This is a genomic window from Paenibacillus sp. FSL M7-1414, assembly GCF_038003195.1.
Lineage (GTDB): Bacteria > Bacillota > Bacilli > Paenibacillales > Paenibacillaceae > Paenibacillus > Paenibacillus amylolyticus.
The window spans coordinates 6,202,205-6,224,814 of sequence record NZ_JBBOOS010000001.1; the positions used below are offsets into that span (position 1 = coordinate 6,202,205).

Here is a 22,610-nt window from a genome sequence, read left to right on the forward strand (position 1 = left end):
GTCCAACACCAAACAACAAGTTTAAATTTCATTGATAATTTTTGAAACATCTCACGAAACAGCTTCACAATAGAAGACAGCTGTTTCGCAAAACCTTTATCCAAAGATTTATTAAGTGCGGTATGCGGCGTTAATTCGGACGTAGTCATACGTCAGGTCACAGCCCCAGGCTGTTGCTGTTCCTTCGCCGTGGTGCAAATCCACCACGATGCGAACTGTATCAGTCTGCAAATAGGCCAATGCCGCTTCTTCGTCAAACACGACTGGGCGGGACTGCGCAAGTACCGAGATATCTCCCAAACGGATATCTACGGTATCCGGGTTCACCGGCTGTCCTGCACGCCCTACGGCTGCAATAATCCGTCCCCAGTTGGCGTCTGCGCCAAACATCGCGGATTTCACCAGACTGGACCCGATGACAGTTTTCGCGATTGCTTGCGCGGACTCATCACTTACTGCTCCTGTAACTTCTACCTCGACCAGTTTGGTTGCTCCTTCACCATCGCGAGCAATGGCTTTGGCTAACACTTGGCAAACATAGGTGAAGCCGGCTGCAAAAGCGTCCCAATCTGGATGCTCTGTGGTCAGCTCTTCATTGCCTGCATAACCACTGGACATAGCTACCAGCATGTCGTTTGTACTTGTATCTCCATCTACGGTAATCATGTTGAATGTATGATTGGTTGCCTGGCGGAGCAAGCGCTGCAACGCTTCTGCACCAATGACCGCGTCAGAGGTCATGAAAGCGAGCATTGTCGCCATATTCGGATGAATCATACCCGAGCCTTTGGCGGCTCCCGCAATCGTAACCGTCTTACCGTTAACTATAACGGAGACGCAAGCTTCCTTTTTTACCAAATCCGTTGTCAGAATCGCTTGTGAAAATTGCTCCGCCTCATTCGACTCCTTGCCCATATGCGCTGGAAGACCAGTAATGCCTGAATGTACAGCATCCATTTTGAGCAATTCCCCAATGACTCCTGTGGATGCCACAGCCACGTCTTCTTCTGCCACACCCAACTCACGCGCAGCCGCCGAACGCATCGCATAAGCATCTTCTTCCCCTTGTTGCCCTGTACATGCATTGGCATTACCACTGTTAACGATAACAGCCTGAAGGCGTCCGTTGCTCAAGCTTTCGCGCGTTACTTTGAGTGGTGCCGCCTGAAACACGTTCGTCGTGTATACAGCAGCAGCTGTAGCCGGTACATCACAGCGGATCGCTCCGATGTCATTGCGAGATGTCTTTTTCAATCCGCAGTGAAGTCCACCAGCAGTGAATCCCCCAGGGGTTACAATTGTTCCGTTCTCAACCACGGTAAATTTCTGTTGCTCCACATTCGTTCCCATATCATATCCCCCGTATGCGTTCAGCTATATGCCGATGATCCGCCTGCTTAACCCTGATCCGATCTCCCTAAGTTAACTCCAAGAATGCACTCTTACGTCCATTGTTCCAATGCTCTTCTTGAATTCCATCTCTTATGGATATACCGGTGTCATGTTCAGCCCGAGGTTCTCCTCCCATCCCATCATCAGGTTCATATTTTGAATCGCTTGCCCGGAAGCACCCTTCACCAGGTTGTCGATGACCGAAATAATCGTTAAACGCCCTGTGCGAGGATCCACCGCAAATCCGATATCACAATAGTTGGATCCGTACACTTCTTTGGTAGAAGGCCAGATGCCCGGTTCACGTACACGTACGAAAGGTCGGTTCTCATAATATTTGCGGTACAAATCCACGATCTCCCGGTCGCTGTGTTCCCCAACGAGGTTTGCATACATCGTACTCATAATTCCACGTGTCATTGGCACCAGATGTGTTGTGAAGGTAACTGTAACAGGCGTTCCCGTTATATTGCCAAGCACTTGTTCGATCTCGGGAATATGTTGATGTTTATTCAGTTTATAGGCTTTGAGATTCTCGTTCATCTCTGCATAATGGTACGACAGATGGGTTCCACGTCCTGCACCGGATACGCCCGATTTGGCATCAATAATAATAGTTGAAGGATCAATCCAGCCTGCCTCTACTGCAGGGATCAGTCCAAGAAGTGTAGCCGTTGGATAACAACCTGGGTTGGATATAAAATTCTGCCCCTTCACTTCTTCGCCATACACCTCAGCCATGCCGTATACCGCTTGTTCCAGCAAATCAGCTGGAGGCGCCGGATGTTTGTACCACTCTTCGTACACTGTTCCATCCTTAAGTCTGAAATCGCCAGACAGGTCAATCACCTTAAGTCCTGCTGCCAGCAGGCTTGGTACGAGCTTAGCACTTACGCCGGACGGGGTCGCTGTGAATACCAGATCCGCACGACTCGCAATTTCAGCCGGATCTACACCGTCGAGTGGCCTGTGAATCACGCCCGTCAAATGCGGAAATCCATCTGCGATGGACTCACCACTGCTCGATGATGAGATCACCGATGTGATTTCAACCAGCGGATGGTTCTGGAAAAAACGAATCAGCTCCACCCCGCCGTAGCCGGTGGAACCGACGATTGCTACTTTTAATTTGTTATTCACTCTCGCTCCCCCAATCTCGATGTATGCGCTACTTGTGCTATGTCCTTGCCTGAAGGATACTTGAACACAGCAATTCCGTCGCTTATATGCATATTTGTGTATTATTATACGACTCTGGTTATATAAATACAACACTCTATCATCAATTTCACATGGATTTTCATCCAATCCGAACATATCTTTTTTTCTCATCCGGGACGAATAGGTATACATCTGTTAAAATACGTATTAGTAGGAAACATTACAATCAGGGTCTCATTCATAACTAACCTGCTACCAAGGACATATGAATAGATTCATGATGGTCATTATGAGACGTGGGGGACTATAGTGCATATCGAATCCATTTTACTTATTGTACTCCTTGGCCTGAATATTATTTTTGCGGCAGCAGTCGTTTTCTTCGAACGGAAGGATGCCAGCGCTTCATGGGCTTGGCTGCTCGTCTTGAACTTTATTCCAGTGTTTGGGTTTGTACTTTATCTTTTAACCGGTCAGAACCTGACCCGATACCGGCTTTTCCAGTGGAAAGAACGTAAGAAGCTCGGGCTAGAGGAACGTATTGAAGCCCAGCTCACGCAGTTGCACGATAACCGCACACCTTTCCGCAACCAAGCAACCGAGACTAGCCAGGACATGATCTATATGAACCTGAAGCAGAACGGTGCTCTGGTGACGGAAGATAATGCGGTCGAGATCATTACGGATGGAACAGATAAATTCCAGCGGCTCTTGGATGACATCGAAGCGGCTCAGGATCACGTGCACGTACAATACTACATTTATAGAGGCGACCGTCTGGGCAAAAGAATTCGAGATGCACTCATCCGCAAAGCGCGGGAAGGCATCAAAGTTCGTTTGCTGTATGACGCGCTCGGATCACGGCGGGTATCAAAACGCTTTTTCAAAGAATTGCGCGAAGCAGGCGGTTTGGTTGAAGTCTTTTTCCCCTCCAAATTCAGTCTGATCAACTTACGTATGAACTACCGGAACCACCGAAAGATTGTCATCATCGATGGTAACCTGGGGTACACGGGCGGATTTAACGTTGGAGATGAGTATCTTGGCTTGAACTCGAAATTCGGTTACTGGCGTGACACACATCTGCGCATTCAAGGGAATGCCGTTCATGCTCTGCAGACCCGTTTTCTCCTGGATTGGAATGAAGCGTCCAAACAACACGACACACCTTATGTTCCGGCGCATTTCCCTCATATCGAGGGTACAGGAAAGATTGCCATGCAGATTGTCTCCAGTGGACCGGATGCAGAGACTGAGCATATCAAGAACAGTTACCTCAAGATGATTAATGGGGCCAAACAATCGATTCTGATTCAAACGCCTTATTTTATCCCGGATGCCAGTGTATTCGAAGCTATTCGTCTCGCGTGTCTGTCCGGCATTGATGTTCGCATCATGATTCCAAATAAACCCGACCACGCCTTTGTATATTGGGCTACGTTATCTTATATTGGTGAGTTGTTGAAGGTGGGCGCCAAAGTATTTATATATGATAATGGCTTCATTCATGCCAAAACACTTATCATTGACAGTTTGGTTGCATCCGTGGGAACCGCCAATATTGACTACCGCAGTTTCCGGTTAAACTTTGAGGTTAATGCCTTTATGTATGATGAAGCGATTGCGACAGCACTTGTACAAACCTTTGAGCACGACCTGCATGTATCGCGGGAAATGACGCTCGATGAATACCAAAAACGCAGTTTCATTATCCGCTTCAAAGAAGCCATTTCCCGTCTGCTATCTCCGATTTTGTAGCGGTCAATATTTATAGTAAAAAAACAGGCACATCCTCTCCCGTCATTTTGGAGAAGGATGTGCCTGTTTTTTTCTTGTCTTGAACATCCAAACGTATGAGCCCTACACGGCTCACTTGCTATTTTTCACACCGTTCACACATGTTCTCCCCGCTTAAAACCTTCACCAAGCACTTCATGCGCGTTACTGATAATGACAAATGCTCCCGGGTCCACAGACCGGATCAACGCTTTAAGTCTTGGTACCTCATTTTGCCCAACCACGACCATCAGTACTGTTCGTTGATCATCGGTGTAACCACCTTTGGCTTCCAGCTTTGTTAATCCACGATCCAAGTCATCCAGAATCACTTTGCTAATCGCTTCGGTCTGGTTGGAGATAATATAAGCCACCTTGGAAAAGCCTAGGCCCATCTCAACGGCATCGATCACTTTACCGGTAACATACAACCCAATTAGTGCATAGAGAGACTGTTCCAATGACAATACAAAAGCAGCCATAATAATAACCGTAGCATCCATAATTACGACACAAAGAGAATAACTCAGTCCGCTGAATTTCTGTACGATTCTGGCAAGAATGCTCATGCCACCTGTTGATCCTCTACCTCGGTATACAATTCCAATCCCTAAACCAACGCCAATCCCACCATACAGTGAACCAAGTAGCGGATTCGTTGTTGGAATGGCCCAATCCTTCGTGAGATAGACTAACAGTGGCAGGACAATACTGCCCAGTACTGAACGAATTCCATACTGCTTACCAATAAGCAGGAAACCCGCAATCAAAAGTGGGATATTAATTGCCCATTGGGTATATGCCGGCTCCCAATTAAGCCACTCCTTGCCCAGGATCGATAACCCGGACACCCCACCCGAAGCAATCTGATTCGGTAATAAAAATAAATTAAAGGCCACGGCAATTAAAAACGAACCTAAAATGATAGATACCGTATCCACGACGTTTCTCCATGGACCATTGAGTGGAATGAGGCTAGTTATCCTCTTTTTGCGATTATTGTGAAGTTGTGATCGTTGTTGCATGTTCTCGTGCTCTCCTTTTATGTGACTGATCAGTTGTTCGCTCATTTTTTCTATCCTATAAAATCATTCAAAAAAAAGCTCCCGTATACACCAGCATACGCCTACACGTATGGGTCCATACAGGAACTTATATTAATCGGTTTCTACTTTAATCTGGCTACGCAAATAACCATCGATGAATGCATCGAGGTCGCCGTCCATTACTGCCCCTGTATTTCCAGTCTCTACGCTTGTACGGTGATCCTTTACCATACTATAGGGATGGAACACATAGGAGCGAATCTGGCTACCCCATGAAATATCCGACTGATCTCCTCGGATTTCATCCAGCTGTTGTTTTTGCTCTTCAATTTTACGCTCATACAATTTCGAACGAAGCATCTTCATCGCCCGCTCACGGTTCTTGATCTGTGAACGTTCATTCTGACACGTTACAACTACACCTGTCGGAAGGTGGGTAATCCGCACGGCTGAGTCGGTGGTATTGATATGCTGTCCACCCGCGCCACTCGCACGGTAGGTATCAATCTTGAGATCCTCTGTTCGAATGTCCAATTCAATCGTATCATCAATCTCAGGAACCACATCACATGATACGAAGGAAGTATGCCTACGGCCCGATGAGTCAAAAGGAGAGATCCGCACCAGTCGGTGTACACCCTTCTCGGCTTTCAGATAACCATAAGCATTGTGCCCCTTGATCGATAGCGTGACACTCTTGATCCCCGCCTCATCTCCTGGCAGATAATCCAGCACCTCAACCTTGAAGCCACGCTTCTCGGACCAACGTGTGTACATCCGGAGTAACATCTGTCCCCAGTCCTGTGACTCGGTACCACCTGCCCCCGGATGAAGCTCTAGAATGGCATCCATCTTATCATACGGCTGGTTCAGGAGCAGCTGAAGTTCGAACTCTGCCACCTTGCTCACGATCGCTGTGACGCTTCTACCGATCTCTGCAGCGAGGTCTTCGTCGCCTTCCTCGTCAGCCAGTTCTACCATCATCACCGCATCATCATAGTCCTGTTGGAGTTTGGTGTATTGATCCACAGATCCCTTCACCGCATTTAGCTCAGAGATTACGGATTGCGCCTTGTCACTATCATCCCAGAAATCCGGAGCAGACATCTTCACTTCGAAGTTGCCGATCATCTCTTGCTTCAGATCTAAGTCAAAGAGACCCCCTAAGGTTTGTTAGTTTTTTGCCTATTTCACGCAGGTCATGCTTCACGTTTGGATCGATCATGTGCAATTCCTCTTTTCATTAAGATAAGCTCCCCGCATCCAGGGCATTCCTCCAGATCAAGTATCCGATGCGTAACCCTGGTGTTGAGACTACTGTTGTATCAGTATATCTCTTCCCCGTGATCATGGTCATATTATTATAACTATGCACCATTAATCGGTTTTGCATCCTTCACTTCATCCTATGGAATACCCGGCTGCAAGGAGCCATTCATGTCATGCTATCTAAGTTGACCTCATTCATGTTACACCTGTTACTCCGATTACAGCAGCATCTTCCGATCGCTCTTATCCCCAGATTTTCTTGATTCCCTCTTACAAGGGAAAAATCCGGGGATAAAGGCGAACGCTCCGCTTCTTCAGATTGCTTCTGCACTCTCCGTTATGGTGTAAAATCAAGGTTCAACTTATTACACTATAGTGTATATAAAAACCATCGCTCTACTCTTGACCGTGGCAGTGTTTGAACTTCTTACCACTACCGCATGGGCATGGATCGTTACGTCCGATTTGGTCAGAAACCTTCACTGGACGTTTCTCAGCAGGTTCACCACTTGTCGAGATCTGACTTTCCTCAACAACCGCTTGACGCTCCTGATTGCTCTCGATCTGTGCTCTCATCACATAAGTCGCTACTTCTTCTTGAATCGAAGCGATCATTTGATGGAACATCTCGAAGCCTTCGAACTGGTACTCACGCAGTGGATCTGTACCGCCGTAGGCACGAAGGTGGATACCTTGACGCAATTGATCCATTGCATCAATATGATCCATCCACTTGCTGTCTACTGCACGGAGCACAACCACTTTCTCGAACTCACGAACCATCTCTTCGCCAATTCGCTCTTCACGTGCATTGTACTTGTTCTGAACTTTCGTGAACAGGAACTCGATGATCTCTTCTGCTTCCTTACCCCACAGATCATCTTTAGTTATGGAACCATCGTCCAGCAATTTGCTGTTCATGTAATCAGCAACTTCCTGAAGCTCCCAGTTTTCCGGGATATCGTCACTACAATGTGCTTCAACGATACGTTCAATGGAAGGTTTGATCATATCCATAACGATCTGTTTGATATTTTCGGACTCCAGTACCTCGCGGCGCTGTTTATAGATAATTTCACGTTGTTGGTTCATGACATCATCATATTGGAGAACGACTTTACGCACGTCAAAGTTGTTACCTTCAACACGCTTCTGCGCTGATTCTACTGCACGGGTAATCATCCGGCTCTCGATCGGTTGGTCTTCTTCAAAACCAAGACGCTCCATCATGTTCAATACATTATCTGCACCGAAACGTCTCATCAATTCATCACCCAGTGACAGGTAAAATTGTGTTGAACCCGGGTCACCTTGACGTCCTGCACGACCACGCAGCTGATTATCAATCCGGCGTGATTCGTGACGCTCTGTACCGATGATATGTAGGCCGCCTACTTCAGCTACACCTTCACCCAAGATAATATCCGTACCCCGTCCAGCCATGTTGGTTGCAATCGTTACTGCACCCGCTTGACCAGCTCCTGAGATGATCTCTGCTTCTTCCGCGTGGTACTTGGCGTTCAGTACCTGGTGTTTGACACCACGGCGCTTAAGCATGTCAGACAGGCGTTCAGAGTTCTCAATGGACACTGTACCAACCAGAATCGGTTGATTCTTACTGTGGCGTGCCACGATCTCTTCTACGACGGCATTGAACTTGCCATCGATGCTCTTGTACACGACATCTGCCATGTCATCGCGTTTGTTTGGACGGTTGGTTGGAATTTGCAGTACTTCGAGACCGTAGATTTTTTTGAACTCTTCTTCCTCGGTTTTCGCTGTACCCGTCATACCCGCAAGTTTACGGTACATCCGGAAATAGTTCTGGAAGGTAATCGTAGCAAGCGTCATGCTCTCGTTTTGTACTTCAATGCCTTCTTTGGCTTCAATCGCTTGGTGCAATCCATCACTGTAACGACGTCCAGACATCAGACGACCTGTGAATTCATCGACGATCATAACTTCTTCATCACTGACCACATAATCCACGTCACGACGCATGATTGCATTTGCTTTCAAGCCCTGTACAATGTGATGGTTGAGAGTTACATTGGCATGATCATACAAGTTCTCGATACCAAATGCTTTCTCTGCTTTTGCCACGCCCGCCTCAGTCAACGCTACGGATTTCACCTTAATGTCTACCGTAAAGTCTTCTTCCGGCACCAAACGTTTCACAAAACGATCTGCTGCATAGTACATGTCCGTCGATTTCTGAGCTTGTCCGGAGATAATGAGTGGCGTACGCGCCTCATCGACCAGGATGGAGTCTACTTCATCAATGATACAGAAGAACAATGGACGTTGTACCATTTGCTCTTTGTACAGCACCATGTTGTCACGCAGATAGTCAAAACCAAACTCATTGTTCGTTCCGTACGTAATATCACATGCATACGCATGTTGTTTCAAAGCATGGTCCATACCGCTCAGGTTAACCCCTACCGACATGCCCATGAATTCATAGATTTGTCCCATTTCCTGGCTATCCCGTTGTGCCAAATAGTCATTGACCGTGACCACGTGTACACCTTTGGACATCAACGCGTTCAGATATACCGGAAGTGTTCCTACCAGCGTTTTACCTTCACCCGTTTTCATCTCGGAAATACGGCCTTCATGCAGAGCGATACCGCCAAGCATCTGTACATCGTAGTGACGTTTGCCCAGTACACGACGTGATGCCTCACGTACGGTTGCAAATGCCTCTGGAAGGAGCTCATCTGTTGTTTCTCCCTTTTCAATACGAGCACGGTATTCGTCCGTTTTACCTTTCAGTTGTTCATCAGACAACGCCTGAAATTGTGGTTCCAGTTTATTGATCACATCGACCGTCTTCATCAGACGTTTAACATCACGTTCATTCATGTCGCCGAAGATCTTTTTGACAAGTCCTAGCATGGTATACCCCTTTCGTGCAAAACAGAATAGACCCCCTGTTGCCGCCACGCGACACCATCGGATGGATGTTGCATCCACTTGCCCGGGGGTGACAAACAATATAAAAAGTAATATGGATGAATCAACTCCAGGCTTGCCAAGGGTTCCTCATGAAGCTGATTCGGTATTCAAATGGATTCGGTTATTAAAAACTAGCCGAAGCCCGAGCCTTGCGAATCATGTTCATGGTGCTGTGCCTGTCATTGATTGTGATTAGCGATCATTCGTTGACAATTCCTCATCAGGACAATGATTCTCTTTGCATAAATTGTAACAGTTTGTAAGGGCCGCCGCAACACGCCACGGCACACTTCTTTGAACTTATGAGACATATCAAATGGAGTTTAAGTGCAAAAAATCATAGTCGTTAGCGGAAGCGTTCGATTATCATGTTTCGTTTTGCAGGCTAGACAGCTCTGTCAACGAATTTTGATGGTAAATTTGGATGAAAATCTCATATCCAGTTCTCGAATGTAGGCGTACGAATATTTTCGTAAGCATCGGAATCTGGCAGTAAACTTTTACAGTTTGTGCTTCTTCTTACTATCTATTAGACGCAGCAGCATAGGGAATAGTTTCACCATTTTATTTCCAAAGGTCATTTCCCAGCTTCTCTACGCACAAAAGAGCCCCATCCCCTAAGGGATGGAAGCTCTTGTTAAGTCCAATCCAGGAAACTACAGTCCCTGTCTTCATTATTATTAGATATTCATACGCAAATCCGATCCGATGATCCTATACCTTAAGATTAACCTTGTTCGATCAATCCGTACTTACCATCGTTCCGTTTGTAAACTACGCTAACTTCTTCACTGTCAATGTTGGAGAATACGAAGAAATTGTGACCAACCATGTTCATTTGGAGGATTGCCTCTTCCACGTCCATTGGTTTCAACATAAAGCGTTTCGTCCGTACGACTTCAAAATCATCGTCATCCGTGTCCGCATCCAGTTCAGCTGTAGCCACAGTACCTGTTGGATCTTCAACGAAGAGTGTTTTCAGGCTACCTTCCTGGCGAAACTTACGGTTAATTTTTGTTTTGTGTTTGCGGATCTGACGTTCCAGCTTGTCCACCACGGAGTCAATGGATGCGTACATATCGTCGCTCTCATCCTCGGCGCGGAGCACAATGCCTTTCAAAGGGATCGTCACCTCTACCGTATGCAAACCTCTCGTCGTGCTCAATGTAACAGCACCGTCAGAGTTAAGGGGTGCATCGAAATACTTCTCGAGTCTACTCAACTTTTTGTCGACATAATCCTTCAAAGCATCAGTAACCTCGATTTGTTGACCTCGAATACTTAAATTCATAGGGCACTCCTCCTTTTTCCTTTGCCACTTCATTATAACACGAATGTAAGCGCCATGTAAAAACTCCCGGTGACCGAATAATGACATCTGTTCAAGCCACATCTGCCAACGTAGGCATAACGCCATATTTCGCGATATTTCATCATATTCAGCCATAATCGAATATTTACTTGGTATGAATTATTAGGCGCTTGATGATGTAATTAACCCATTTTGAGCCTGCTCAATCTAATATGTAAAATGAACTTCAATCTATCTCTTGAATCTATTAAATTCACTAGAATCATGTGTCTAGGATGATCCTCAAATCTCGAATCTATTAGAACAAAAAAAGACCCCGGAAAGTACCGGAGTCTGATGCTAGCGATAATTCAATTTGGTAACCATCTAACCATATATGTAGGTCGGATTGTCCGGATGATTATAATTTGATTACGTTAGCTGCTTGCGGTCCACGCGCGCCTTCGACGATGTCGAATTCTACGGATTGACCTTCTTCCAAAGTTTTGAATCCTTCGGATTGAATTGCGGAGAAATGTACGAATACGTCGCCGCCGTCTTCAGTTTCAATGAAACCGTAACCTTTTTCTGCGTTGAACCATTTTACTTTACCTTGCATGCACTAACATTCCCTTCGTCATCAAATGAAGTGAAGCTTTCGGCCTTAACCTCTGCCCACAATTCAGATAATACCACCCAAAGTTATCCATTGTCAATTGGAAACGTAAATGTTTTCTTGGAATTTTTTGTAGATTAATTGGGGATTTTGGGGAATGGTGGATGGTTAGATCTCTAAAATGTTAGGTTTGAAGAATCATTCAGGAATCTTTCACAGCGAAACTGTCGCACTCGGTTTGAAAACCCGTCATCTTTTTAATTTGATCTATAACCAAGTATTGATTTTCCTCTCCCATATTGGTATCTGAAGGCAGACAAATCCCATGGTTAAATAGCATTCTACTCACATCTTCATTATCGTAATGACAATAATAATCGGTCCCCTCAAAAATCGGCTGCAGATGAAGTGGCTTCCACACAGGACGGGACTCAATATTGTTTTCTTCCAAATGATTAATGATTGATTCAATATTATCGTTTTGTTTATCGTTATAGACCAAAGCTGTTGTTAACCAACGCGTTGAATTTCCATAACTAGCTTCTGGCATAAAATTAAAACTACCACTATCAGAGAGACTTCTAAAGTATCGGTCAAAAATCGCTCTTTTCTGTTCAATTCGCTGGTTTAGTACTTGAAGCTGGCCACGGCCAATACCTGCGAGCACATTGCTTAACCGATAATTGTAACCAATCTGACTGTGTTGATAATGTTTAGCTATGTCCCTTGCTTGAGTAGCATAAAATCTTGCTTTATTCAAGCTCTCCACATCATCTGAAACAAGCATGCCCCCACCTGAAGTGGTTATGATTTTATTACCATTAAACGAGTACACACCAAACTTACCAATAGTTCCACTCATTTGCCCCTTATATGTAGCACCAAGAGATTCCGCAGCATCTTCAATAATAGGTACTTCGTACTCATCGCATATTTTTTTCAGTGAATCGTAGTCTGCGCTCTGCCCATACAAGTTCACTATAATGACCGCTTTGGGTTTCTGACCTTTATATGCATAAGCCTTCATGGCACGCTCTAAAGCAAGTGGAGACATATTCCAGCTATCAGGTTCAGAATCAATAAATACTGGTGTTGCTTTTTGGTATAAGATTGGATTGGCACTAGCGACAAAGGTCAAAGAAGAACAAAAAACAATATCTCCTGCTTGTACATCAAGTAGCACTAAAGCTAAGTGGATAGCAGCCGTTCCGGAACTTAAAGCGACCGCTCCAGCACTACCAACATAATCAGCCAGTTCCTGTTCAAAAGCATCTATGTTAGGCCCGAGTGGTGCAACCCAGTTACTTGTAAATGCTTCATTGATATATCGTTGTTCCAACCCGCTCATATGGGGAGAGGCCAAATAAATACGATTTCGCTCTGACATGTGCTTTTCATCCCTTGCTTTTGAAATGTTTATTGATTTTGGCTGGGCACCCTACAGCAACTACTTGCTCAGGAAGACTATGAATAACAACAGCTCCTGCCCCCACAATACTCCCTCTACCAACCTTAACTTGTGGTACTATACTCGCACCAATCCCGACATGAGCAGAACAACCAATCTCCACACCACCAGCCAGATGAACACCTGGTGACAAATGGACGAAATCGCCTATAAGACAATCGTGATCTACAGTAGCAGCAGTATTCACAATAACATGTCTACCTATCTGAGCATCAGCATTAATTACTGTATTAGCCATAATAACGGCTCCATCGCCTATGACAACATTAGATCCTATAATCGCAGTTGAGTGTATCGCTTTTCCAAATTGAACATTACTTTGTTCAAAAATGTTGGCTAGTTTGACTCTTGTAGCATTATGTCCAATTGCTATGATATAGAGGCTTTGTGGATACTTAAGGTTGATCTTTTCTAGCTGGTCTAATCCACCGAGCAACGGGATTCCCCTCCAATCGCTACCTCTCTTATGATCATCCATAACTCCAATGATTTTTTCACCACATGAATGCAGGTTATCTAGTACTACCTTTCCGTGACCACCCGTACCAAAGATAATATAACCCAGAAAAAGCCCTCCCTATTCATGCTAAAATACAAATACCACGAAGAGCCCTTCTCAATTAATACGTAATTGTTTTCTGAATCAGTTGTTCAGTCCAACTAATATTTCTGAGAATATTGACAATAATGCTGCTTGTATTCTCTTTAGCATATACATTTTTTGTTTCAGAGATAACTTTCTGAAATTCTTGCGAATTTGCTTTTTCCAGCGCTTTTTGAAGCTCAATATCGTCCTCTTGAATGTCAATCACGTTAGAAGAACGTTCTCTTCGCCCTTGTCGTACACCAATGTTAATAACTGGTTTATTAAATGAGGCAGCTTCAATGATTCCAGACGATGAGTTCCCAACTAAAATCTTTGCATGCTTCAGCATCACCAGATAATCCAACGGCTCAAAATTGGTTATAAGATGAACATCAGGATTTACGACAAACTGATTATAAATATCAACAAGTGCGTCTGATCCTGCATCTGAGTTAGGCATGATACATATAATCTCGTATCCCTGGTTCAACAACACCTGCAGCATCCTAGCCAGCATCTGCAAATTTGTTGATTGGGTAGTGACAGGATGGTATGCAAATAAAACATATTTATTTTTCAGGTGAATATTGTATTTATTTGCGGTTTGCTCATAGTCAGGAAGGACAGTATTCATTATCGTTTCAATTCTCGGAGCCCCTACGACATGAACTCTCCATGGATCCTCACCGAGTCTAATTAATCTTTCTTCACTCTTTTCAGTAGCTACCAGATGTATATGTGCCAATTTGCTGATCACGTGGCGAACGGATTCATCTATAGTGCCGGTCACTTCACCACCGTGCAGGTGGACGAGAGGAATATTAGTATGAGAAGCCACGATAGCTGCCGCAAGCATTTCTCCCCGATCTCCTAACACCACAACCACATCTGGCTGAATGGCTTCCAACGCTTGAGTCATTCCGAGAATAGCCAATCCTATAGAACGAGACATGTTGGCATGTGAGGAGCCTTGCAACAGACAATCCACCTGCGCTGAGATTTGAAATCCATCTTGTCTTATCTGTTCTACGGTATTACCAAACTGTGGAGACAAATGCATGCCAGTTACTAAAAGATGCAGATCAAGGGTCTCTTCTGCATCAATCGCTCTTAAAACAGGATAATAAATACCATAGTCGGCTCGAGTCCCGGTAACCACCACGATTTTTTTCATCGAAAATCTTCCCATGATAGTAATTGATCTTCAACAATATTCCTGGTAAGTTTCTTACCGATAAATTCTTTATAAAATTTAGGCTCAATTCCTGTTCCAGGACGCTTAACAATAATATCCTTTTCTTGAAGAGTAACGCCAGCTTGTAGTGCTCGACCTGCAACAAGACTTTTCCTCGCAACTGCCTTAGTGCTTTCTTCAGATGGCATACAACGCTTAATTCCATTACCCAGTGCTTTTTCCACTCTTCGAATGGCTTGAATCATAGTAGCAAACTCAGACGGTTCCAAAGATGCTTGGTGATCCGGGCCGGGAAGGCTACGATCCAATGTAAAGTGCTTTTCTATAATCTTTGCACCCATTGCTACAGCGGCAATAGCCACTTCAATTCCATCTGTATGGTCGGAGTAACCAATGATTCTGCCAAATTCATCCGACATTGCTTTCATTGCAAGTAGGTTAACGTCCTCCAAAGGAGCAGGGTAATCTGATGTACAATGAAGCAAAGAAACATTGCTTTTTGTGAAAACTTTCAGTGAGTCCCTTATCTCATTCAAATCAGACATACCAGTAGAAAGTATGATTGGTCGGCCGTACTGATCAAGTTGATGGAGAAAGGGAATATTATTTAAATCGCCAGAGCTGACTTTAAACGCATTCACTTCAATAGAATCTAAGAATTGAGCACTTCCCTCATCAAACGGGGTCGAAAGAAAATCAATTTCTTTCTTGTCACAGTAATTTTTGATATCTATAAATTCGGAATGACTCAACTCCAACTTTTGCAACATCTCCAATTGGCTACCTGAATTCCCTGTGTTTTCAGCTTGGTATTCTGCCTTTTGGGCATACTTAGTCACTAATTTTTTGCTGTCAAACGTTTGGAACTTAACTGCGTCTGCCCCGCATATCACAGCTTGATCCACACATTGGAGTGCACGTTCTAAAGTTCCGTTGTGATTCACCCCTACTTCTGCAATAATATACACCGAACTAGCGTTAATTTTTGATAAATATTTGCCCATTCATGTATACTTCCTCTCTAACAAATTGATATACCGTTATATGAATTATATTAAATTCAATTTTGCATAAGAAATTCTGCCCACTTTAAATCCATTTCATCATCAATATCTACAGATCGTTCTTTTGGCATGACATAACCGATATTCCTTGGACCTATCATCAAGTTTTCAACCATCAGCAGATCTCTTTTAATTATATAAATTGCTCCATTTAACATGTAAAGGTCAGGCAACTCCTGCCTTCTAAGGTTTTCGACATGATTTTTCAAATAAGGTTGAATTATTCCCTGATTCCATTCCCTTAAAAGATAGGGATGGGTATCGGCTAACGTAACACTTTGTAATGAATCTGCCTTTTGGGTTATAAATAAATCATATGCCTCACGGATATCGTAATCATTTCGTAACGGTGAGGTAGGCTGAAGCAACATAATATATTGGAAATGGAGATTCAGTTTAAGCTCATAAAAATGAACTGCATGTTGTAAAACATCAATACTCGCTGCTTGGTCAGTAGCCAGTTCTTCCGGACGAAGAAAAGGTACATCAGCCCCAGCCAACTTCGCTATTCTCGCTATTTCATTGTTGTCTGTAGACACTACTACGCCTTCCATACATCCGCTTTTAAGTGCAGCTTCAATGGTATATTTGATTAACGGATTTCCGCATAGAATTCTTATATTTTTTTGAAGCAATCCTTTCGATCCTCCCCGTGCAGGGATCACTGCCAGACATTTAGCTGCTTTATTCATAGCACAACTTTTGAGAAACCTAGACCACTAGCTTCAATAAGTTCTCTAATTTCTGCTGTATAAATTTGTTTGGCTGTTTTAGAAGAATATTCTTGACGCTCTGCTTTTCTAAAACCTTCATATTGATATTCCTTTGCCAGGAATAGAGACGGAATAATAAACATTTGTTCATTCTCTAAAGCTCTTTCCGATTCTTCCAGAGTCATAAGCTCTTCATACAATTTTTCTCCAGGTCGAATTCCCGTTTCAATCACCTCACTGGAATAACTTAGATTTCCCGCTTGTTCATATGAATCAATCAGACAATTTGCCAGATCCGTAATTTTAAGGATTGGCATTTTGAGTACAAATACCTCACCGCCTTGAGAATATTTTGCAGCATCAATGACCAATTGAGCAGCTTGTGGAATAGACATCATAAACCGCGTCATTTCCGCATGCGTAACCGTCAGAGGTCTACCTTCCACAATCTGATTCCTGAACAATGGAATAACCGAGCCCCTTGAACCCATTACATTTCCAAAACGAACACATGCAAATATAGTTCGTTTGCTACCCTTATAGAAACTCGCAGCCGAAATCAGTTTTTCAGACAATAGTTTAGTCGCTCCCATTGTACTTGTCGGGTTTACAACTTTATCTGTACTTATAGCAATGACCTTCTCAACATTGTGCTCAATAGCTGTTTCAATTATATTTTGTACACCTATAACATTCGTTTTGATGGCTTCCATCGGATTATACTCACAAGAAGGTACATGTTTTAAAGCAGCTGCATGAAAAATAAGATCCACATCCTCCATGGCATACCCAAGCCTCTGTTTATCTCTAATATCTCCAATCAAATACCTTATATTGTCAAATTCTTGAAGTTCTTGCTGTAGTTCAAACTGCTTACTTTCATCTCTACTGAAAATCCGTATTGCTTTGGGATGATAAGTCAATAAGTTGCGAACAATTTCACTACCTATTGATCCAGTTCCCCCAGTAATTAATATTACTTTGTTTTTAAACATACTACATAACCTCCAGTCCATTCACATGCTATTCATCATTTTCTCTTATATTGGTACTAATTTTCCTGAGCTCTTCAATCTTAAAAAGTTCCATTATTAAAGATATTGATTTATTTTAGATACATTCAGACTAATTCTTATATATTAAAATGTGGTGAACATTCAATGCCATACACATGAAGCTTTTTATTACACCAGCAAAGTGCCCAACTTCGACCTACAATTCATAAGCTTAAATACTCTACTTTACTATCATATATCGGTTTAGAACAAGCTTCAATGAATCCTTAGAGCAAAAAAAACAACTTAGTGTATTGTGGTCAAATCTCCATTTTGTAGACATTGAAAAAGACCTTATGCGGCAAACTGGCGTCGATACTCTATCGGCTTAAGTTATTTAGTTTCCGTTGTAGCCGTTTTCGGTTGGAAAAACGACTATATTTTCAAATTTTCCTTTGTGCTTCGCTAACCGTTCGGATATCATAAGGATAGAAACCTTCCGTTTTAAGATGCGAGAAGAAGCTCTCCCTAGAGGCATTGCCATAACAATTCCCTCGGCTAGACATGTTGATTTGGACGCCAACCTTTGGCAGAATTCCAGGGTAAGCATGTGACGTGTACTGATCCTCGCGTGAACGATCAGTCCGGTTACGTCTTTTTTGCTTTGCAAATGCTTTGATGAAAGTACGGAGCACTAGTTCATTGTCGCTACGTTTGCCAATTTCGTAGGCCACAATTTCGTCATTTAACAGATCCTTTATGGCTGAAAGGTACACTCAGCGCTCTCCAATCCGATACTGGGTAATGTCGTTTACACATTCTAATTTAGCTTTTTCGTAAAGGTGCCTTGCTTCAACTGGTTTTCTGCTACACGCTGAGCAGGTGCAAACGAACTACTGGAGCGTCGTTTACGACGAATTCGGGGGGATTAAATACCGAACGTTTGCATGATCCGAAGCATCTCTTTGTGGTTCATCCAAATCCCATGGTCCTGCCAAAGGGACAACTGAAGCTGCCGATAGCCATATTTCCCTTCATCTCGCTGATACGTTTGAAGCACCTGTCTCTTCGCCATTACATTGGGATCTATTCGTTTACATTTTAAATAGGCATACACCTCTCTCCGGGACACGCCAAACACGTAGCAGAGTTTCTGTATATCTACGTAGGTAGCTGCCTTTTCCATGACCTGATTTCTTTCTTTCTTGTTTGCTTCCCCCTTTCAGGTTTACCAGGCACTTTTTTAGCAACCAATTCTCCCGTTTCAGGTTTTGCACATATCGGTCTTGATCCAAATATTCTTTCCATCGATCTCGCTGGTCCATTAGTCCGAACTCGCCTTGTTCCCGGTATTTTCGCATCCAACGCTTCATTCGCCTGGGGCCATGAATCCACAAATGGTTATTAATTTCAGTTAAGTCCACTCCTCAAAAGTATTCAAACGAGTCGTCTTTTTTTAACCTTCTCCAAATACGCTTTGAACTTTTGTCCCTTAATAACGATATAAAAAAGCACCCCCTAGAATTTCATCGGTTAAACCATGAGGTTTTCCCAATGTCTATTCTAAGGGGTGCAATCCATATAAACTAAATATTTTTCTCGCTCTCCTCCTATTGGATGAGTGAAACAGAGTAGAATGGTTTAATAGATCAGCTACACATTGAAATATTTTATAATTTTTTCAAAATGTAGCACACAGGTCTGACTACTCTATGCCCCACAAGGCATGGTATACGCACTTTGTTCGGCACCATATTGATAATCCAATGAGTTTGTTCACAATACGCTAACCACGAACTCGTCGTTTGGATGCTTCACAAGGCTGTCAAGCCCTTTTAAACATACTATTTAATATTGGTCATTCGACAGTGAGTCCTTATTCAATAAAATATACTATATTATCTAAATCACTACAAAACGTATTTTTTTAGTATGCAGTCCCATCTCATCCTTCTCACATATCGATGTCTATAACGATATGCAGGATTGTCCGCACCTCTTGCATAAATAGCTTAAAATGCGAGAATAACCCTTTTAGATATCTCACATTCCTCTATAATATGCTTTAGTATCTCTTAGTGTCTACAATAATACTGTCCACTGCGTAAGACGTCTCATATGCATTCTTTTGTACTTTAGCCTGCTTGCGTTGAATGAGCCAGTCCTTGGCTTCGATCTTCAAACTGTTCATGCGCATCAGAATGGTTTGATCATTATCCATAATCCTCTTAAGCCTTGCTTGTTGAGATATTGAAGCTTCACGCTGATCCTGCTTTAAAATAGAATCAATAATGTTCTGACGCTTGTCCACAAATAGTTCCAATTCATCTGAACTCACTTCATCAATCTGAAGCATGATATCTTGCGTTAGCTGCTCTAGCTCTCTAATCAAATCATCCATGAACGGCTCCAAGTTCAGATGAGGATACCATTTTGCTTGCCTGGACCCAGGTCTCTTTCAACTCTTTCAAATAACCCAAAGCTTCCTCAGCTGGCTCAGCAGTTTTCTTCGTATTAGCATCAATAAGAAGAAAATTAATATATTCGTACAAAGCATTAAGATTCTCTGCAATATCAGAAGAGCGATCCAATGTAACTGATAACTCGCTAACAATGGTTTGTGCTTTCCCAAGATTCAGACTAACCTTCTGATAATCCTTGGCACCCAATCCATCAATCGCTGTCCGTACAAAACGAATAGCTCCATCATACAACATTATCAACAACTGACCCGGTGAAGAGGTCTGAACGGACGACTGACGATATTGATCATATGGAGACTTAATCATATTTACACCCTTTCAATCTTTAAGTTAACTTAGCTGGAGAAGAAACTGGATAAGCTTGAAGCCTGACTTTGATACTTGCTCATTGCCGTCTCCATAGCCGTGAATTGTTTGTAGTAACGATTTTCAAGAGCACTCAGGCGTTTTTCCAAGGCTGTAATCTGAGTATTATAGCCTTTGAGCGTTTTACCCATGACGCTCTCTTCCTTGAATAGACTGTTAACATCACCGCTAAATTTAGTCGTACCGGCACGTTCTGCAACTTTGCTCATTGCTGTATCCATCTCTTTGTACATCTTGCCAAAAATGGAGCTATCGGCACCAGCACCCGTACCTTGCAATAAATCAGAAACCTGCTGAGGATTATCAAGGATGGCTTTTTTAAACTTATCCTCATCCAAGTATATTTTCCCATTTTCATAATACTTACCGCCTGTTATTCCAATACTACTTAGTTCTCCCATTTTCTCGCCCATAATGTTTCTCAGCGTTGAAGCTAAGTTCGTAAGGATATCATCATTCTTAAGAAGACCACTTTTGGCTTTCTCTTCCCACAACTTAATGTCACTTTCTGACATAGCGCTACGTTGTTCTGTAGTTAACGGTTGGAAACTACGATACTTCTCTTCACTAACCTTGGTGTTTAACAATTCTAGCATTTTATTATAATCTTCTATAAATGACTTAACCGTTGTAAGAGCCTTATCAGGATCATTTTGTGTATTAATTGTAAAAGGTTTATCACCATTCAGTGTAATTGCACCATTATTCTCCGTAAATGAACTTGCAGTTGTTGAAAGCAAATTCATTTGCACTCCATTGTAAGTAATCACATTACTTGTAGGTGGGGGATCTAACTTCATACCATTGATTAGAACAATAGCATCCTTCGCCGCAACTTCAGTGATCACTGCAGTAGAGTTTTGTCCGAATAGATCCATTAGCGAATTATTCCCGGCGCCTGGTGCCTCAACTTTAAGGGTGCCTTTAGTGCCCAGATCTTTAGAGGCAACGGTAAACTTTCCTGTAAGTTCATCAAAACTAGCTTTTACGTTTAAGTCTGTTTTACTATTGATTTTTGCAATAATAGAAGAGACTGTGTCCTGCCCCGTAAAAGTCATTTCTACATCATTAATTTTGACCTTGTATTCTTTTGTATTATCGCTTGTACCTATACTTGTCGTTGGTTGTCCGAATTTTATGCCATTTGCTAATTCAGCTAGCGACTGTCTTGAACTATAACCTTGGCCCTTCCCATCGGTTTCTTGAGCTTTTGCAGTAGCAAGCTGTGCAACCGAGACTTCCATTTTAATACCATTAGCTGCCGCACCTGCTTCTGCTTTAACCGCATCTGTGTTGCCTGTTACAACTGCCTTTTGTGTATTAAGCGCTGTTGACTGTCTGTATGTCTGTTGTAGCTTGGTATTACGGAACTCATACATTTTACTATTTAATTCACGATAACTGTCACGTTGCCATTCCAGTGACGTCTTTTTTTGGTTCAATTTATCTAGCGGAGCCCTTTTGGCTGTCATCATTTCCTTGACCATAAGATCGATGTCCATACCAGAAAATCCGTTAATACGCATAAATTCACTCCTCGCTCGTTAAGTTACTTTGTACCTTTATACTTTCTCGTCGATCAGGATGCCCGCTATCTCCATCATCTTGGCTACCAAATCCAGTGTCTTCTCAGGCGGTATCTCGCGAAGCACTTCTCCCGTTTCCTTGTTTAGCACCTTGACCATGATATCATGTGTCTTCTCGTGGATGCTGATGTCCAGCGTGGTCTCCGGACCTTGTAGTGCTTTCACTGCTCGGTCAATATTACGGATCAGTAGTTCTTCTCCCATAGATAGATTTAATCCCTGCTTTTCTTTACTATAGGCTTCTTTCGCTGTCCTGATGTTTGCTGTGTCGGTTCCCGCTTGAGAAGCGCCTGCCGGGTGCTGCACCTCTATAGCAGGATTACTTGCAGATGAGGCAGCAGATAAGGAAAATTGAATGTTCACCCTTGAACGACCTCCAACTATTTCGCATTTATAGTATATATCGGCGTAGTACCAGGAATTTTTTAGGGTTTGAGGCAAAGTCAAATGAAATGAAGAGAGTCTCCTTGATGACCTACTTTGGAGCTTCCCTAATCCTTACTGAAATGTGGAGTGAAATTTTTGATAAACGAACTTGGTGAATGTCAGTTTAAACAAATAGGCGAAGAATTGGGTTATATAAAAAGCATGGATGAAGGAGCTTGGACAAACGTATGGCAATACGTGGTGGTATAGCCAACC

General features: G+C 43.1%; 20 protein-coding genes. 1 reads left to right on the forward strand and 19 read right to left on the reverse strand.

The genetic code is table 11. The features are described from left to right. Window positions 1-111 precede the first annotated feature (111 nt). Window positions 112-1,350 (reverse strand): bifunctional glutamate N-acetyltransferase/amino-acid acetyltransferase ArgJ, encoded by a 1,239-nt coding sequence (argJ, locus tag MHH92_RS27195; protein ID WP_445744688.1) that lies wholly within the window; start codon window positions 1,348-1,350, stop codon window positions 112-114. A gap of 132 nt (window positions 1,351-1,482) precedes the next feature. Next, the gene (gene argC / locus MHH92_RS27200) at window positions 1,483-2,532 is read right to left on the reverse strand and encodes an N-acetyl-gamma-glutamyl-phosphate reductase (RefSeq protein ID WP_036612448.1); all 1,050 of its coding nucleotides are present in this window, start codon (window positions 2,530-2,532) and stop codon (window positions 1,483-1,485) included. Window positions 2,533-2,862: 330 nt separating this feature from the next. On the opposite strand from argC, the gene cls reads away from it, so the two are divergent. Further along, window positions 2,863-4,311 carry a cardiolipin synthase gene (gene cls / locus MHH92_RS27205; protein WP_076254073.1) on the forward strand — a complete coding sequence of 483 codons (1,449 nt, stop codon included), beginning with the start codon at window positions 2,863-2,865 and terminating at the stop codon, window positions 4,309-4,311. A gap of 134 nt (window positions 4,312-4,445) precedes the next feature. Here cls and MHH92_RS27210 read toward each other — a convergent pair whose 3' ends face one another. From MHH92_RS27210 to MHH92_RS27290, 17 genes are all read right to left on the reverse strand, one after another. Continuing rightward, window positions 4,446-5,354, reverse strand: coding sequence for a YitT family protein (locus MHH92_RS27210; RefSeq protein ID WP_340907190.1), 909 nt, complete (start codon window positions 5,352-5,354; stop codon window positions 4,446-4,448). A 132-nt stretch (window positions 5,355-5,486) separates the two neighbouring features. Next, a protein-coding gene (prfB, locus tag MHH92_RS27215; RefSeq protein ID WP_340907191.1) for a peptide chain release factor 2 occupies window positions 5,487-6,600 on the reverse strand; the annotation gives its coding sequence in 2 pieces (ribosomal slippage) (window positions 5,487-6,527 and window positions 6,529-6,600; 1,113 coding nt in all). Window positions 6,601-7,040: 440 nt separating this feature from the next. Beyond that, window positions 7,041-9,545, reverse strand: coding sequence for a preprotein translocase subunit SecA (gene secA / locus MHH92_RS27220; RefSeq protein ID WP_340907192.1), 2,505 nt, complete (start codon window positions 9,543-9,545; stop codon window positions 7,041-7,043). 787 nt (window positions 9,546-10,332) lie between these two features. Beyond that, on the reverse strand, window positions 10,333-10,896 hold the full coding sequence (gene hpf / locus MHH92_RS27225; protein ID WP_017691993.1) for a ribosome hibernation-promoting factor, HPF/YfiA family: 564 nt from the start codon (window positions 10,894-10,896) through the stop codon (window positions 10,333-10,335). Window positions 10,897-11,317: 421 nt separating this feature from the next. Beyond that, window positions 11,318-11,515 carry a cold shock domain-containing protein gene (locus MHH92_RS27230; RefSeq protein WP_024631599.1) on the reverse strand — a complete coding sequence of 66 codons (198 nt, stop codon included), beginning with the start codon at window positions 11,513-11,515 and terminating at the stop codon, window positions 11,318-11,320. A 199-nt stretch (window positions 11,516-11,714) separates the two neighbouring features. Next, on the reverse strand, window positions 11,715-12,899 hold the full coding sequence (locus MHH92_RS27235; RefSeq protein ID WP_340907196.1) for a DegT/DnrJ/EryC1/StrS family aminotransferase: 1,185 nt from the start codon (window positions 12,897-12,899) through the stop codon (window positions 11,715-11,717). A gap of 7 nt (window positions 12,900-12,906) precedes the next feature. Beyond that, window positions 12,907-13,545: an acetyltransferase gene (locus MHH92_RS27240; RefSeq protein WP_340907797.1), complete on the reverse strand. Its 639-nt coding sequence runs from the start codon at window positions 13,543-13,545 to the stop codon at window positions 12,907-12,909. Between the two features lie 55 nt (window positions 13,546-13,600). Beyond that, complete coding sequence (gene neuC / locus MHH92_RS27245; RefSeq protein WP_340907197.1) at window positions 13,601-14,740, reverse strand: UDP-N-acetylglucosamine 2-epimerase; 1,140 nt, start codon at window positions 14,738-14,740, stop codon at window positions 13,601-13,603. Beyond that, entirely contained in the window at window positions 14,737-15,765 is a 1,029-nt protein-coding gene (neuB, locus tag MHH92_RS27250; protein WP_340907198.1) for an N-acetylneuraminate synthase, read from the reverse strand. Before neuB ends, neuC begins: the two co-directional genes overlap by 4 nt. A 56-nt stretch (window positions 15,766-15,821) precedes the next feature. Further along, entirely contained in the window at window positions 15,822-16,517 is a 696-nt protein-coding gene (locus tag MHH92_RS27255; protein WP_340907199.1) for an acylneuraminate cytidylyltransferase family protein, read from the reverse strand. Next, window positions 16,514-17,533, reverse strand: a complete 1,020-nt coding sequence (locus MHH92_RS27260) for a UDP-N-acetylglucosamine 4,6-dehydratase family protein (RefSeq protein WP_340907200.1) — start codon at window positions 17,531-17,533, stop codon at window positions 16,514-16,516. The genes MHH92_RS27255 and MHH92_RS27260 overlap by 4 nt, the downstream gene beginning before the upstream one ends. Before the next feature lie 443 nt (window positions 17,534-17,976). Continuing rightward, the gene (locus tag MHH92_RS27265) at window positions 17,977-18,309 is read right to left on the reverse strand and encodes a hypothetical protein (RefSeq protein ID WP_340907201.1); all 333 of its coding nucleotides are present in this window, start codon (window positions 18,307-18,309) and stop codon (window positions 17,977-17,979) included. 152 nt (window positions 18,310-18,461) lie between these two features. Further along, a complete protein-coding gene (locus MHH92_RS27270) occupies window positions 18,462-18,719 on the reverse strand; it encodes an IS3 family transposase (RefSeq protein ID WP_340907202.1) in 258 nt (85 codons plus the stop codon). A gap of 879 nt (window positions 18,720-19,598) precedes the next feature. Further along, complete coding sequence (locus MHH92_RS27275; protein WP_340907203.1) at window positions 19,599-19,934, reverse strand: hypothetical protein; 336 nt, start codon at window positions 19,932-19,934, stop codon at window positions 19,599-19,601. Next, a complete protein-coding gene (fliS, locus tag MHH92_RS27280; protein WP_091036383.1) occupies window positions 19,927-20,322 on the reverse strand; it encodes a flagellar export chaperone FliS in 396 nt (131 codons plus the stop codon). The genes MHH92_RS27275 and fliS overlap by 8 nt, the downstream gene beginning before the upstream one ends. A 29-nt stretch (window positions 20,323-20,351) precedes the next feature. Then, window positions 20,352-21,908, reverse strand: a complete 1,557-nt coding sequence (gene fliD, locus MHH92_RS27285; protein ID WP_340907204.1) for a flagellar filament capping protein FliD — start codon at window positions 21,906-21,908, stop codon at window positions 20,352-20,354. Between the two features lie 36 nt (window positions 21,909-21,944). Next, window positions 21,945-22,331 carry a flagellar protein FlaG gene (locus MHH92_RS27290; protein ID WP_338707160.1) on the reverse strand — a complete coding sequence of 129 codons (387 nt, stop codon included), beginning with the start codon at window positions 22,329-22,331 and terminating at the stop codon, window positions 21,945-21,947. Window positions 22,332-22,610 lie beyond the last annotated feature (279 nt).